Genomic DNA, 15130 nt, shown 5'->3' on the forward strand with positions numbered 1-15130 from the left:
GCCTCCTCTCATCAGCGGCGCATGCGCGCCGCAGCGCTTCGCGCAGACACGGTTTTGATGAAACCATGTCCTCATACGCGGCCTCCGCGCATGAGGACACGGTTTTCATAGTCGATGCGCAGCACGATCGCCAGCGCCACCATGTTCATCAGGATGGCCGAGCCGCCGAAGCTCATCAGCGGAAGCGTCAGCCCCTTGGTCGGCAACGCGCCGAGGTTCACGCCCATGTTGATGAAGGTCTGGAAGCCCAGCCACACGCCCACGCCCTGGGCCACGAGGCCCGAGAACACGCGGTCGAGCGCGATGGCCTGGCGGCCGATGTGCATGATGCGGCGCGTGAGCCAGAGGAACAGGCCGATGATCAGCAGCACGCCGACGAGGCCGAATTCCTCGCCGATCACGGCCAGCAGGAAGTCGGTGTGCGCCTCGGGCAGCCAGTGCAGCTTCTCGACGCTGCCGCCGAGGCCCACGCCGAAGATCTCGCCGCGCCCGATGGCGATCAGCGAGTGCGACAGCTGGTAGCCCTTGCCCAGCGCGTGCTCCTCGCTCCACGGATCGAGGTACGCGAAGATGCGCTCGCGGCGCCACGGGCTGCTCGCGACGATGGTGCCGAAGGCGACCACCACCAGCGCGGCGATCAGGAAGAACATGCGCGCATTCACGCCGCCCAGGAACAGGATGCCCATGGCGATCACGGCGATCACCATGAAGGCGCCCATGTCGGGCTCGGCCATCACCAGCATGCCGACCACCACCACCGCCACGCCCATGGGCAGCACGGCGCGGAAGAAGCGTTCCTTGATCTCCATCTTGCGCACCATGTAGCTGGCGGCGTAGAGCACCATCGCGAGTTTGGCCAGCTCCGAGGGCTGGAAGCGCATGATGCCCATCGGCAGCCAGCGACGCGCGCCGTTCACGTTGATGCCGATGTGCGGAATGAGCACCGCCACCAGCAGCAGCAGCGAGGCCACGAAGAGCCAGGGCGCGGCGCGCTCCCAGGTCTTCATCGGGATCTGGAAGGCCAGCAGCGCGGTGATGAACGCGAACACCACCGAGGCCGCATGCCGCGTGAGAAAGTACGAGGCGCTGTAGCCCGCGCGCGCGAAACGCGGGTTGTCAGGCAACGCGATGGAGGCCGAATACACCATGATCAGGCCCCAGGTCAGCAGCGCAACCGTGACCCAGACCAGCGCCTGGTCGAAGCCCAGCACGCGCATCGGCGTGGCTTTCGTCTGCGCGATGCCGGCGCCGCCCAGCCGCACGGGCAGGTGCACGGGCAGCGAGTCGATCCCGCTGCGCGCGCGCCTGAACCAGCCGCCGAAACGGCTGGTGGATGGGTTGGGCGTGGCGCCTGATGCGGCAGAGTTCAAACCTGCTCCTGCGTCGTCGAGTCGCCCAGGCCGCGCGGGCTGTCCTCGTAGGCCTGCACGGCCTCGCGGAACACCTCGGCGCGGTGCGCGTAGTCCTTGAACATGTCGAAGCTCGCACAGGCCGGTGACAGCAGCACGGCATCGCCAGGGTTGGCGCGCGCGGACGCGAGCTTCACGGCTTCGTCCATCGAGGCGGCATGCAGCAGCGAGACGCCGGTCGATGCCAGCGCGGCCTCGATGAGCGGCGCGTCGCGGCCGATGAGCACCACGGCGCGCGCGTACTGGCGAACGGGCGCGGCGAGCGGCTCGAAGTCCTGCCCCTTGCCTTCGCCGCCGAGGATGACGACCACGCGGCGTTCCTCGCCCAGGCCGGTCAGCGCGGCGGCGGTGGCGCCCACGTTGGTGCCCTTGCTGTCGTCGAAGTACTCGACCTCGTCGATGATCGCGACCGGCTCCACGCGGTGCGGCTCGCCCTGGTACTCGCGCAGGCCGTAGAGCATGGCGTTCAGCGGGCAGCCGGCGGCGCTGGCCAGCGCCAGGGCGGCAAGCGCGTTCATGGCGTTGTGGCGGCCGCGGATGCGCAGCGCGTCGGCGGGCATCAGCCGCTGAAGGAAGATTTCTTCCTCGACCACGGCACCGCGCTTGCGCTTCTGCGTTTCGTCGGCCTCCAGCGCACGCACCAGCCAGGCCATGCCGTTGACGCGCTCGATGCCGTAGTCGCCCGGGCGCAGCGGCATCGCGGAACCGAAAGTGACGTGCGTGCGGATCTGCGGACGCTGCAGCTTGACCTTGACGGGCGCGGGCAGCATGGCCATCACGCCGGCATCGTCGCGGTTGAGGATCATGAGCCCTTGCGCGCCGAAGATGCGCGCCTTGGCCGCACCGTACGACGCCATGTCGCCGTGCCAGTCCAGGTGGTCCTGCGTGAGGTTGAGCACCGTCGCGGCCGTGGGCTCGAAGCCCTGCACGCCGTCGAGCTGGAAGCTGGACAGCTCCAGCACCCACACGTCGGGCAGCGTCTCGGCATCCATGTGCGCCGAGAGCGTGTCGAGCAGCGTCGGGCCGATGTTGCCGGCCACGGCCACGGTCTTGCCCGCGCGCTCGACCAGCTGGCCGGTGAGCGAGGTGACCGTCGTCTTGCCGTTGGTGCCGGTGATGGCGAGCACCGCGGGCGTGTAGCCCTTGGGGGCCTCGGGCTCGACCGGAGGCGCCAGTTCGAGCTGCGGCGAAGGCTCTTCCTCGACGGCGGCCGAGGCCGGGTTGGTGGCGGAGAGCTCGGCGATGCGCGCGACGAACTCCGCAGCTTCCTTGGCTGCGGTCGGGACGTAGGGCTTGCCGGTGGTGGGCAGGCGCGAAATGGTCGCGGGCGCCGTGGCAGGCGCCGTTGCCGGAGCTTCGGGCGCTTCGGCAGCGAGGGCTTCCGGCGCTTCTTCGGCGCCGGTTGTTTCGGCGGTTTCCGGCGCCGATTCAGGCGCGGGCGCTGCTTCGGAGGCTGGTTCCGCAACGGCTTCGGCCGGCACGGCCACTTCGCCTTCCTGCGGTGGCGGCACGGCAACGCTGATCGACGGATCGCGCGGCATCGCTTCGGCCATCGCGGGGGTGGCCGGCTCGGGCTGGGCTTCAGCGGCCTCCGCTGTTTCTACTGGCGCAGGCGCTTCTGCAGGCTCGACCGGAGCTGCGGCCTCGGCAGGCGCGGGCTCTTCCAGCGCCAGCTCCGCCTGTGCTTCGGGCACGGCGGGAGCTTCGGCAACCGGCTCGGCTTCCACAGCAACGACAGCCTCCGGCTCCGGTTCGGCTTCGACCACCGGCACTTCCACCGTCCGCAGATCCAGCAGTGCACGCGCGAAAAGATCCAGCTCGCCGCCGACCGGCAGGCCCACGGCGCGCGCCGCATCCGCCACCGGCGCGATGGTCGCGGGCGACAGGCCCGGCGAGCGGTACACGGCGCGGATCGGCGTGCCCTCGACCAGCGCGGCCGAGAACGGCCCGCCGACGAAGTTCACGCCGGGCAGCTCCTCGCGCAGCTTCGGAAGCAGCGCCGGCGCCTCGCGCGTGTCGGCCACGGTCACGACCGCGCCGTGCCGCGCGCACCAGCGCGCCATCGCCAGCCCGGACGCGCCGAGGCCGAGGATGAGGACGGGGAGGTCTTTCAGGTGCCGCATGCTTTTCTTCTTTTCTCTTTCACCGCAGCTTCAGCGTCGAAAGGCCCACGAGGCACAGCAGCATCGTGATGATCCAGAAGCGCACCACGACCTGCGTCTCGCGCCAGCCGCTCTTCTCGAAGTGGTGATGCAGCGGCGCCATCTTGAGCACGCGCCGGCCTTCGCCGAAGCGCTTCTTGGTGTACTTGAAGTACGTGACCTGCGCCATCACCGAGATCGCCTCGACCACGAAGATGCCGCCCATGATGAAGAACACGATCTCCTGGCGCACGATGACCGCGATGGTGCCCAGCGCGCCGCCCAGCGCCAGCGCGCCCACGTCGCCCATGAAGACCTGCGCCGGGTGCGTGTTGAACCAGAGGAACGCGAGCCCCGCGCCGGCCATGGCCGAGCAGAACACCAGCAGCTCGCCGGAGCCGGGGATGTTGGGGAACAGCAGGTACTTGGAGTACACCGCGCTGCCCGTGACGTAGGCGAACACGCCCAGCGCCGAGCCCACCATCACCACCGGCATGATCGCCAGGCCGTCGAGGCCGTCGGTCAGGTTCACCGCGTTGCTCGCGCCCACGATCACCAGGTAGGTGAGGATGACGAAGCCGATGCCCCCCAGCGGATAGCTCACTTCCTTGAAGAAGGGCACCAGCAGGTTGATCTTGGGCGGGAAGTCGAGGTCGAAGCCCGACTGCACCCACGCGAAGAACAGCTGGATCACGCGCCAGTTGGAGCTCTCGGAGATGCTGAAGAGCAGATAGAAGGCCGCGATCAGGCCGACCACCGACTGCCAGAAGTACTTCTCGCGCGAGCGCATGCCTTCCGGGTCCTTGCGCACCACCTTGCGCCAGTCGTCCACCCAGCCGATGGCGCCGAAGCCCATGGTGACCCACAGCACGATCCACACGAACCTGTTGGAGATGTCGAACCACAGCAGCGTGGCGAAGGCAATGGAGAACAGCACCAGCACGCCGCCCATGGTGGGCGTGCCGCTCTTGGTGAGGTGCGTTTCCATGCCGTAGCCGCGCACCGGCTGGCCGATCTTGAGCGCCGCGAGGCGGCGGATCACGAAGGGGCCGGCCACCAGGCCGACCACGAGCGCCGTCAGCGCGGCCATCAGCGCGCGGAAGGTGAGGTACTGGAAGATGCGCAGGAACCCGAACTCGGGCGACAGCGTCTGCAGCCATTGGGCGAGGGTCAGCAGCATGTGGTTTCGCGCGGCTCATGCGTCATGACCGGCCTCCTTTTGTTGTTGTGTGTCGTTGTAGCTGTGCCTCGACGACCTGTACCACGCGTTCCATCTTCATGAAGCGCGATCCCTTGACGAGCACGCTGCCGACTTGCGGCAGGCGCGCGAGCACGGCCGCGGCGAGCGCGTCGAACTCTTCGAAATGGCGTCCGTCGGCACCGCCGAAGGCGGCGACGGTGTGCGCCGTCGCGGCGCCCAGCGTGTAGACGGACTCGATGCCGCGCCGGCGGGCATGCTCGCCGACTTCGGCGTGGAACTCCGGCGAGCGGTCGCCCACCTCGCCCATGTCGCCCAGCACCAGCAGGCGCGGGCCCGGCAGTGCGGCGAGCACGTCGATGGCGGCGATCACCGAATCGGGGTTGGCGTTGTAGCTGTCGTCGACCAGTGTGACGGCATGGCCGCCGGACAGCTCGATCTCGCTGGCGCGCGAGCGGCCCTTGACCGGCTCGAAGGCCGACAGGCCGGCGCCGATGGTCTCCGGCGGCACGCCGGCTGCCAGCGCGCAGGCCGTGGCGGCGAGCGCGTTGACGACGTTGTGCCGGCCCGCGATGTGCAGGCGCGCGTCGAAGGTGCCCACCGGCGTGCGGATGCTCGCGGCCCAGGCGCCCTGCTTCCATTCGGCGTGCTGCAGCGACACATCCGCGTCCTCGTGCTCGCCGAAGGTCAGGCAGCGGCGCGAGCCGCCGTCGTGCGCCATGTCGGTCCACAGCGGGGTGAACTCGTCGCCGCAGGGGAAGACGGCCGTGCCGTCTTCCGGCAGCACCGCGAACACGGCGGCGTTCTCGACGGCCACCGCCTCGACGGTGGCCATGAACTCCTGGTGCTCGCGCTGCGCGTTGTTGACCAGCGCGATGGTCGGGCGCGAGATGGCGGCCAGCCGCGCGATCTCGCCCGGGTGGTTCATGCCCAGCTCGAGCACCGCGCGCTGGTGCTGCGCGCGCAGGCGCAGCAGCGTGAGCGGCACGCCGATCTCGTTGTTGAAGTTGCCGGCCGTGGCGAGAGAGCGCTCGGCGCGGAAGGCGAAGAGCACGGCCGCGATCATCTGCGTGACCGTGGTCTTGCCGTTGCTGCCGGTCACGGCGATCAGCGGCAGGTCGAACTGCGCGCGCCAGCCCGCGCCGAGCGCGCCCAGCGCAGCCAGCGAGTCGGGCACCTCGAGGCCTGCGAGGCCCGCGGCTTCCAGGCCGTGGTGCGCGATGGCGGCCACGGCGCCCTGCGCCTTGGCCTCGACCAGGAAATCGTTGGCATCGAAGCGCTCGCCCTTGAGCGCGACGAACAGGTCGCCGGGCGCGAGCGTGCGCGTGTCGGTGTGAACGCGGGCGATGACGATGGAGCCGTCGCCCACCAGGCGCGAACCCGGAATCCATTGCTGGATCCGGGACAAGGTGATGTCGAGGGGCGTCGTGATGCCGGTCATGCCGCGGCTCCCCTCTTTGCCAGCGCCTGCAGCGCATGGGCCTTGTCCGAGAACTCGATGCGCTGGCCGGCTATTTCCTGCCAGGCCTCGTGGCCCTTGCCGGCGATCAGCACGACATCTTGCGGGGCGGCCTGCGCGATCGCGTCGGCAATGGCGGCCGCGCGGTCGGGCTGCACCTGCGCCGCGTCGGGGCGCGAGAAGCCTCGCAGCACCTGGCTGATGATCGCGTCGGGCTTTTCGCTGCGCGGGTTGTCGCTGGTGACGATCACGCGGTCGGCCTGGCGCTCTGCGACGGCGGCCATCATCGGGCGCTTGATCGGGTCGCGGTCGCCGCCGCAGCCGAACAGGCACCACAGCGCGCCGCCGCGCTGCTTTGCCAGCGGGCGCAGGCCGATCAGCGCCTTGTCGAGCGCATCGGGCGTGTGGGCGTAGTCGACCACGGCCAGCGGGGCGCCTTCGCCGGTGCCCGCGCGGTCCATGCGGCCGGGCACGCTGGTGAGGTTGGCGCAGGCGGCCACGGCTTGCGCCAGCGTGAGGCCCAGCGCGCGCAGCGTGCCGAGCACGCCCAGCAGGTTCGAGACGTTGTACTGGCCGATGAGCCCGGTCGGCAGCCGCTCCACGGCCGGCGAGCCCTGCTCGGCCACCGAGAATTGCAGGCCCTGCGCGTCGTAGCCGATGTCGCGCGCCATGAGGCGGGCCGGCTTGCCGGCGGCCGAGACGGTCCAGACGTCGAGCGCGCCGATGCCGGCGTCGATCAGGTTCGCGCACAGGCTGGCGCCGTGCGTGTCGTCGATGTTGATCACCGCGGCGCGCAGGCCTGGCCAGCGGAACAACTCGGCCTTGGCCTGCCAGTAGGCGTCCATGCTGCCGTGGTAGTCGAGGTGGTCCTGCGTGAAGTTGGTGAACACGGCCACGGCGATCTGCGCGCCGTCGAGCCGGCGCTCGGCAATGCCGATGGACGAGGCCTCGATGGCGCAGGCGCCGAAGCCGCGCGTGACCAGTGAGCGCAGTTCGCGCTGCATCATCACCGGGTCGGGCGTGGTGAGGCCGGTATAGGCCAGATCGGGCGGCACGCCGATGCCGAGCGTGCCCATCACCGCGCAGGGCGACGGCGCGTCGCGCTGCATGGTGCCGTCGGGCGTCATCACGCGCACGCCGCCCGCCGCGCGCAGCGTGGAGAGCGACTCGGCCAGCCACCAGGCGGTGGAGGTCTTGCCGTTGGTGCCGGTCACGGCCAGCACGTCGAGCAGGGCCGAGGGGTTGTCGTAGAAGGCCGAGGCGATCGGGCCGGTGGCGGCCTTCAGGCCGGGGTAGCTCACGATGCGGTCGTCGCCTTCAAAGCCGAAGGCCTCGACGCCCTCGTGCTCCACCAGGCAAACCGCCGCGCCCTGTGCCAGCGCGGCCGCCACGTGCTTTCGCCCGTCGGTGGCAGCGCCCGGCCAGGCGATGAAGACGTCGCCCGCGCCCACGGCGCGGCTGTCGGCGTGCAGCGCGGCCTGCGGCGCGCGCTCCTTCAGCCAGGCGGCGACCAGTTGGGGGGAAGTGAAGGTCAGCATGTTCAGAAGCTCTCGTCGACGCCCTGCGTCATCACAAGCGGTTTGACCGCCAGATCGGGCGGTACGTTCATCATGCGCAGCGTCTGCTGCACGACCTCGCTGAACACGGGAGCGGCCGCCAGGCCGCCGAAATACTGCCCGTCGCTGGGCTCGTCGATCATCACCGCGACGATGATGCGCGGCTTCTCGATAGGTGCCATGCCGGTGAACCAGGCGCGGTACTTGTTGCTGGCGTAGCCCTTGCCGACCTGCTTGTGGGCCGTGCCCGACTTGCCGCCGACCGAATAGCCCACCGTCTGCGCGCGCGTGCCGGTGCCGCCGGGGCCGGCGGCCATCTGCAGCATCCTGCGCACCGCCAGCGCGTTGGAGGGCGAGAACACGCGCACGCCGACCGGCGGCTCGGAGTTCTTCAGGATGGTCACCGGAATCAGCGAGCCGTCGTGCGCGAACGCGGTGTACGAATGCGCCATCTGGAACAGCGAAGCCGACAGGCCGTAGCCGTAGGCCATGGTGGCCTGCTCGACCGGCTTCCAGGTCTTCCAGGGGCGCAGCCGGCCCGTGACGGCGCCGGGGAACTGGATCTGCGGCTTCTGGCCGTAGCCGAGCGCGGTGTAGGTGTCCCACATCTCGTGCGGGGTCATCTTCTGGGCGATCTTGAGCGCGCCGACGTTGCTCGACTTCTGGATCACGCCCTCGACCGTCAGCGTGCCGTAGTTGTGCGTGTCGCTGATGGTGAAGCCGCCGATCTGGTAGCGGCCGGGGCCGGTCTCGATCAGCGTCGATGGCTTCACGCGGCCGGCTTCCAGCGCCATGGCCACGGTGATCGGCTTCATGGTCGAGCCGGGCTCGAAGGTGTCGGTGAGCGCTCGGTTGCGCAGTTGCTCGCCGCTGAGATTCTGGCGCTTGTCAGGCACGTAGCTCGGGTAGTTGGCCAGCGCCAGCACCTCGCCGGTGACGGAATCGAGCACCACCACGCTGCCGGCCTTGGCCTTGCGCGCGGTCACTGCGTCGCGCAGCTTCTGGTAGGCGAAGAACTGCACCTTGCTGTCGACGCTGAGCTGGATGTCCTTGCCGTCCAGCGGCGGCACGGTCTCGCCCACGCCCTCGACCACGCGGCCCAGGCGGTCCTTGATGACGCGGCGCGAACCGGCCTTGCCGGCCAGGTCCTTGTTGAAGGCCAGCTCGATGCCTTCCTGGCCGTTGTCTTCCACGTTGGTGAAGCCCACCACGTGCGCGGCTGCCTCGCCCTCGGGGTACTGGCGCTTGTATTCCTTGCGCTGGTAGATGCCCTTGAGGTTCATGGCCGCGATCTGCTTGGCGATGGGCTCGTCGACCTGGCGCTTGATCCAGACGAAGGTCTTGTCCTCGTCTTCCAGCTTCTTGTCGAAGTCCTTCTGCGGCATCTCCAGCAGCTTGGCCACCTGCTTGAGCTTGGCGCGCACTTCGGGGTCGTCGCGCTCGATGTCTTCCGGAATGGCCCAGATGCTGGGCGCCACCACGCTGGACGCCAGGATGAGCCCGTTGCGGTCGAGGATGCGGCCTCGGTTGGCCGGCAGTTCCAGCGTGCGCGCGAAGCGCACCTCGCCCTGCCGCTGGAAGAAGCTGTTGCCGATGACCTGCACGTAGGCCGCGCGGCCGGCCAGCACCAGGAAGCCGAAGGCGATGCCCGCGACGATGAGCTTGCTGCGCCACACCGGCGTCTTGCTCGCGAGCAAGGGGCTGGTGGTGTAGCGCACGCTGCGGTTGCCTCGGCTCATCGCGCGGCCCTCGCTGCCGTGGCCGGCTTGGCCGCCGGCTTTGCTGCCGGCTTGGTCGTGACGGCAGGCATGGGCGCCACTGGTGCAACGGCGGGGATCACCGAGCCATCGGGACGCACGTACTGCGTGATCGCCGGCGAGGTGGTGCGCATCTGCAGCTGCTCCTTGGCGAGCTTCTCCACGCGCAGCGGCGTGGCTTGCGCGCGCTTCTCGACCTGCAGGCGGTCGCGCTCGGTCTCGAGGCGGCGGGCGTCCTGCTGCGCGCGGTCGAGCTCGGTGTAGAGCTGGCGCGACAGGTACTGGGTGTGCACAAGGTACAAAGCCGTCGCGATGACGGCCAGCAGGAGGAGCAGATTTACGCGGGCCATGTCAGTCGGCCCCGGTACGTTCTGCCACGCGAAGAATGGCACTTCGCGATCGCGGATTGCCGCTCACCTCGGCTTCCGAGGGCTTGATGCGCTCCAGCGCGCGCAGCTTCATGGCCTTCGGCGCGGCGAAGGGCGCGCGGCGGTCGTAGACCTCCTTCGAGTGCTTGGCAATGAACTGCTTGACGATGCGGTCTTCCAGCGAATGGAAGCTGATCACCGCGAGCCGCCCGCCGGGCTGCAGCACGGAAAGGCTGGCTTCTAGCGCCTGTTGCAGCTCTTCAAGCTCGGCGTTGATGAAAATCCGAAAAGCCTGAAATGTGCGCGTTGCAGGGTTCTGGCCCGGCTCGCGGGTTTTGACCGTGCCAGCCACGAGCTCGGCCAGTTCGGTGGTGGTTGAAATTGGGCCCCGTTCTTGTCGGCGAGCAACAATCGCCTTTGCAATCTGAACAGCAAACCGTTCTTCGCCATAGTCACGGATCACCTCTGCAATCTGCTGGAGTTCGGCCGTTGCCAGCCACTCGGCCACGCTCTCGCCGCGCGTGGTGTCCATGCGCATGTCGAGCGGGCCGTCGAAACGAAAACTGAAACCGCGCACCGGGTTGTCGATCTGCGGCGAACTCACGCCCAGGTCCATGAGCAGGCCGGCGACGCTCGCGTCGGGCAGTTCGCCGATCGAGCGGAATCCCTGATGGCGGATGGAAAAACGCGCATCCGGGATGCGCGCTGCTTCGGCCACTGCTTCCGCATCCTTGTCGAATGCGATGAGCCTGCCTTCCGGCGCCAGCCGCGCGAGGATCGCCCGCGCGTGCCCTCCCCGTCCGAAGGTGGCGTCCACGTAGGTGCCGGTAGCCGCAGTGCTGCCGGATAGAAGAGCTTCCACCGCCTCGCCGAGCAAGACGGTCGTGTGGGTCCAGGGCGTGTTCACGGTGCCCCTCAGAACGCGAAGTCCTGGAATACGTCCGGCATCTCGCCCTGGGTGGCCTCGGCCTCCTTGGCCTCGTAGGTGGCCTTGTCCCAGAGCTCGAAGTGGTTGCCCATGCCCAGCAGCAGCGTCTCGCGCGTGATGCCGGTGGCCGCGCGCAATTCGGGCGACACGAGGATGCGGCCGGTGCCATCCATCTCGACGTCCATGGCGTTGCCCAGGAAGACGCGCTTCCACCACTGCGCCGACATCGGCAGCGCGGCGATGCGCTCGCGGAATTTTTCCCATTCGGGACGGGGGAACACCATCAGGCATCCGTGCGGATGCTTGGTGATCGTGAGCTGGCCGCCTGCCGTCGCGCTCAGGACGTCACGATGCCGGGTCGGCACGGAGAGCCGCCCCTTGGCATCCAGACTGAGCGATGAAGCGCCTTGAAACACGACCACGAAACCCCTGTGTTGGGAGTGCTGCGGCACCCGAAAGGGGCACTACCCGCACTTTTTCCCACTTAACTGCACTTTTTTGCACTGTAGCAGGAAACACTTCGGAAGCAACTGGCCGTTTGGGCTATTTTTTGTAATGGAATCAACGACTTAGCGCCGATTCCAAATCCTTGGAATCGGCGAATTTCGTTGAAAATGAAGTACTTAGCTCACGCAGTGAAAGTGATGCGTGAAGGATTCCCGCGTTACAGCGGAAGGAGAAGCGGCTTCAGAGGATGAAGCGCGAAAGGTCTTCGTCGTGACTTAGTGCCGCGAGGCGCTGGTCGACATAGGCGGCATCGATGCGGATCGATTGCCCTTCGAGGCGGGTCGCGTCGAAGCTTACCTCATCCAGCAGCCGTTCCATCACGGTAGACAAACGGCGCGCGCCGATGTTCTCGGTACGCTCATTCACCTCGAAGGCGATGGCTGCCAGCCGGTTCACGCCCTCGGGGGTGAATTCGAGCGTCACGCCTTCCGTCGCCAGCAGCGCCTGGTACTGCTTCACCAGCGACGCGCGCGTCTGTGTGAGGATGCTCTCGAAGTCCGCCACCGAGAGCGACTGCAGCTCCACGCGGATCGGAAAGCGCCCCTGCAGCTCGGGAATGAGGTCGCTGGGCTTGCTCAGGTGGAAGGCGCCGCTCGCAATGAACAGCATGTGGTCGGTGCGAACCACTCCGTACTTGGTGCTGACGGCGGTGCCCTCCACGAGCGGCAGCAGGTCACGCTGCACGCCCTGGCGCGACACGTCGGAGCCCTGGGACTCGCTGCGGGTGGCAACCTTGTCGATCTCGTCGATGAAGACGATGCCGTTCTGCTCGGCATTGGCGATGGCCTGTGTGCGGATCTCGTCCTCGTTGACCAGCTTGGCGGCTTCCTCGTCGGTCAAGAGGCGCAACGCTTCGGCGATCTTGAGCTTGCGCATCTTGCGCTTGCCGCCGCCGAGCTGGCCGAACATGCCGCGCAGCTGCTCGGTCATTTCCTCCATGCCGGCCGGGCCCATGATCTCGAGAGGCGCGCGGGTCTCGGCGAGGTCGAGTTCGATTTCCTTGTCGTCGAGCTGGTGCTCGCGCAGCTTCTTGCGGAAGGCCTGGCGGGTGGCGTTGCCGGAGTCGGCGGCAGCACCGTCGGCACCGCGCGCGGGAGGCAGCAGCACGTCGAGGATGCGCTCCTCGGCCGCGTCCTCGGCTCGCGCGCGCACCTTCACGCTCTCCGCCTCGCGGGTCTGCTTGACGGCTATCTCGGCGAGGTCGCGGATGATCGAATCGACGTCCTTGCCCACGTAGCCCACTTCGGTGAACTTGGTGGCCTCGACCTTGATGAAGGGGGCGTCGGCCAGGCGCGCGAGGCGGCGGGCGATCTCGGTCTTGCCCACGCCCGTGGGACCGATCATGAGGATGTTCTTCGGCGTGATCTCGTGGCGCAGCTTGTCGTCGACCTGCTGGCGGCGCCAGCGGTTGCGCAGAGCGATGGCCACGGCGCGCTTGGCCGCCGGCTGGCCGACGATGTGGTTGTCGAGCTCGGAGACGATCTCCTGGGGGGTCATGGACATGGTCAGAGCGCTTCCACCGTGTGGTTCATGTTCGTGTAAATGCAGATTTCTCCGGCGATCGCCAGCGATTTGCGCACGATCTGCTCGGCCGAAAGCTCGGTGTTCTCGATCAGCGCCTTGGCCGCCGACTGGGCATAAGCACCGCCCGAGCCGATGGCGATCACGCCGTCTTCGGGTTCCAGCACGTCGCCGTTGCCTGTGATGATGAGGGAGGTGGTGGCGTCGGCCACGGCGAGCATCGCTTCGAGCTTGCGCAGCACGCGGTCGGTGCGCCAGTCCTTGGTGAGCTCGACCGCGGCGCGGGTCAGGTGCCCCTGGTGCTTCTCGAGCTTGGCTTCGAAGCGCTCGAAGAGCGTGAAGGCGTCGGCCGTGGCGCCGGCAAAGCCTGCGAGCACCTTGCCGTGATAGAGGCGGCGCACCTTGCGCGCCGTGCCCTTGATGACGATGTTGCCGAGAGTGACCTGCCCGTCCCCGCCGATGGCGACCTGATCGCCCTGGGGGGTCTTGCGGCGCACGCTCACGATGGTGGTGCCGTGAAACTGTTCCATCGCAGCCATCTGGGGATGCGCGCCGGCAATGCAACCGCCGCAAGGCGGTGCGAATTTCAGTTTTTCCTAACAGCCACCGTGGCGTGATCGGCAATGCCTACCAGGTTGAACAGGGCCGCGATGAGCCGGTGCGCATCAACGAACTGCACGCGCTCGCCATTGGCATCGCGCGCGCGCACCCAGCTCAGCAGCGTGCCCGCGGCAGCGAGGTCCATGCGCAACAGCGCCGCGCACGAGATGACAGGCGCCGTGGTGTGGCGCAGGTGGTTGTCCAGCCGCTGCCAGTTCGACAGCGACTCGCCCCGCAGGTCGCCCGCCAGCGCGGCAAAACCGCTGTCGGTGGAAGGAAAGCTCTCGGAATCGCCACCGACGGACAGCAGAGACCACACCGAGCTGGGACGGCTCGCGGGCGGCGCGGCCAGCGTGGTGCACTCGCCCTTCGGGTCTGCCCAGGCGGGCGGCGACACCTCATAGGTGATGCAGTAGTTGAGCGCCACCAGCTCGAAGTCGTCGGGCAGGTGCATCATGCGCAGCGCCGCCAGGTGCAGCTGCCACCAGATGTCGTCGGTGCCCCGCTCGTTGTTGGGCGCTGCCTCGGACAGCACGGCCAGCAGTTGCGCCGAGCCCATGAAGCGCAGTTGCACCGGCGAATCGGCCCAGTGCGTGAAGAGCACGCGCAGCGGCGCGGCAGCCTCGGGCTCGATGGCATGCAGGCCGCGCCAGTCGAGCGTCCACACCGAGCCTGCCTTCGACAGCGCGCGGGTGAGGTCCATGAGGCCGTCGCGCGCCAGGCGTGCGGGGCAGACCCAGTCGGCGGAAGCACCACCTTCGGCGATGCCGGCAGCCTCCTCGCTGGCGGTGACGGCCTTGACGCTGCGCGCAAGCTCCTCCAGCGAGACCCAGTCAGGGCCCATGCGCCGCATGCGCTGCGCATAGCGCATGCGGGCGGCGGCGAACTTGGCGGCATCGCCAGTGGCACGGTACAGGTCGAAAAGCGCCCGCCAGCGGCTGTCGTCGCGCTCGGAGGCCGCGTCGGACGCGCTTTCGACGGGCGACACGCTGTCGGGTGGGGAAGCCAGCGCCTGCAGCAGGATGGCCTCGGCGCCGATGTCGTCGCCGTGGGCGAAGCGGATCACGGCTTCCTCGAGCGCGCCGTCGTGCGCAAGGCGCGACGAGAGCAGCGGCACGGCTGCCACGGCCGGAGCGGCAGCAGCCTCGTCGCCGCCCTGGGCCACCTCGACCGCCAGGGAGGGCGGCGCAGGCTCTGAAAGCAGCTCGTCGGTGTCCACCGGGGGCAGGGTCTCCGCGCCGGCATCGGGCGGCGGGTTGACCAGCGTTTCGCCGTTCGGGCCGCGCCCCTTCCACCACTGCTGCGACATCTGCTGCTCGATCTCGTCGATCTTCTTGAGCGTGAGCGCGCGGCCCTCCGATTTCCCGGAGGAGCTGTTGACGTTGAAAGAAGACGGCGTGACCGTCGCCTCGAAGGCATGCGCCGCGGCCTCGCGCTGGCGCAGCTTGCGCAGCATGTCGAACTCTCGCCGACGCACGAAATCGTTGCGCTGGCGCCGCTCGATCATCTCCTTGAGCATCTCCCGGCTGTAGGTCTGCGCGGGGAGCGAGGAGTCCGAACCGGAGGAGGAAGGCGCGTCCAGCTCCGACCAATCCTTCAGGGGATTGCGGACAAACTTGGCCACCTTCGAGAAAAGGCGCCCCGATTCTTCCTTTGGCATTCGGCGAAGGCTATCGAAGAGACTGG

General features: G+C 68.3%; 12 protein-coding genes. All 12 read right to left on the minus strand.

Going from position 1 to position 15130, the window contains the following annotated elements:
* Nucleotides 1-71: 71 nt before the first annotated feature.
* The 12 genes from ftsW to QMO14_RS12590 all read right to left on the minus strand — a co-directional run bounded on the left by ftsW (nucleotide 72) and on the right by QMO14_RS12590 (nucleotide 15104).
* Nucleotides 72-1370, minus strand: coding sequence for a putative lipid II flippase FtsW (ftsW, locus tag QMO14_RS12535; RefSeq protein ID WP_301507539.1), 1299 nt, complete (start codon nucleotides 1368-1370; stop codon nucleotides 72-74).
* Entirely contained in the window at nucleotides 1367-3532 is a 2166-nt protein-coding gene (murD, locus tag QMO14_RS12540) for a UDP-N-acetylmuramoyl-L-alanine--D-glutamate ligase (protein WP_301507540.1), read from the minus strand. The genes ftsW and murD overlap by 4 nt, the downstream gene beginning before the upstream one ends.
* Nucleotides 3533-3551: 19 nt before the next feature.
* Nucleotides 3552-4730 (minus strand): phospho-N-acetylmuramoyl-pentapeptide-transferase, encoded by a 1179-nt coding sequence (gene mraY, locus QMO14_RS12545; protein ID WP_301507541.1) that lies wholly within the window; start codon nucleotides 4728-4730, stop codon nucleotides 3552-3554.
* A 22-nt stretch (nucleotides 4731-4752) separates the two neighbouring features.
* Complete coding sequence (gene murF / locus QMO14_RS12550; protein ID WP_301507542.1) at nucleotides 4753-6189, minus strand: UDP-N-acetylmuramoyl-tripeptide--D-alanyl-D-alanine ligase; 1437 nt, start codon at nucleotides 6187-6189, stop codon at nucleotides 4753-4755.
* Nucleotides 6186-7745 carry a UDP-N-acetylmuramoyl-L-alanyl-D-glutamate--2,6-diaminopimelate ligase gene (locus tag QMO14_RS12555; RefSeq protein ID WP_301507543.1) on the minus strand — a complete coding sequence of 520 codons (1560 nt, stop codon included), beginning with the start codon at nucleotides 7743-7745 and terminating at the stop codon, nucleotides 6186-6188. The genes murF and QMO14_RS12555 overlap by 4 nt, the downstream gene beginning before the upstream one ends.
* A 2-nt stretch (nucleotides 7746-7747) precedes the next feature.
* Complete coding sequence (locus QMO14_RS12560; protein ID WP_301507544.1) at nucleotides 7748-9502, minus strand: penicillin-binding protein 2; 1755 nt, start codon at nucleotides 9500-9502, stop codon at nucleotides 7748-7750.
* Nucleotides 9499-9870: a cell division protein FtsL gene (ftsL, locus tag QMO14_RS12565; protein ID WP_301507545.1), complete on the minus strand. Its 372-nt coding sequence runs from the start codon at nucleotides 9868-9870 to the stop codon at nucleotides 9499-9501. The genes QMO14_RS12560 and ftsL overlap by 4 nt, the downstream gene beginning before the upstream one ends.
* Nucleotide 9871: 1 nt before the next feature.
* On the minus strand, nucleotides 9872-10795 hold the full coding sequence (gene rsmH / locus QMO14_RS12570; RefSeq protein ID WP_301507546.1) for a 16S rRNA (cytosine(1402)-N(4))-methyltransferase RsmH: 924 nt from the start codon (nucleotides 10793-10795) through the stop codon (nucleotides 9872-9874).
* Nucleotides 10796-10803: 8 nt separating this feature from the next.
* A complete protein-coding gene (gene mraZ, locus QMO14_RS12575) occupies nucleotides 10804-11232 on the minus strand; it encodes a division/cell wall cluster transcriptional repressor MraZ (RefSeq protein ID WP_081270207.1) in 429 nt (142 codons plus the stop codon).
* A 271-nt stretch (nucleotides 11233-11503) separates the two neighbouring features.
* The gene (gene hslU, locus QMO14_RS12580) at nucleotides 11504-12826 is read right to left on the minus strand and encodes an ATP-dependent protease ATPase subunit HslU (protein WP_301507547.1); all 1323 of its coding nucleotides are present in this window, start codon (nucleotides 12824-12826) and stop codon (nucleotides 11504-11506) included.
* A gap of 2 nt (nucleotides 12827-12828) precedes the next feature.
* Complete coding sequence (hslV, locus tag QMO14_RS12585) at nucleotides 12829-13374, minus strand: ATP-dependent protease subunit HslV (RefSeq protein ID WP_007832466.1); 546 nt, start codon at nucleotides 13372-13374, stop codon at nucleotides 12829-12831.
* 56 nt (nucleotides 13375-13430) lie between these two features.
* Nucleotides 13431-15104: an STAS domain-containing protein gene (locus QMO14_RS12590; RefSeq protein WP_301507548.1), complete on the minus strand. Its 1674-nt coding sequence runs from the start codon at nucleotides 15102-15104 to the stop codon at nucleotides 13431-13433.
* Between the last annotated feature and the right edge of the window lie 26 nt (nucleotides 15105-15130).

Origin of the sequence: Variovorax sp. CAN15 (assembly GCF_030462475.1) — a bacterium.
Classification (GTDB): domain Bacteria; phylum Pseudomonadota; class Gammaproteobacteria; order Burkholderiales; family Burkholderiaceae_C; genus Variovorax.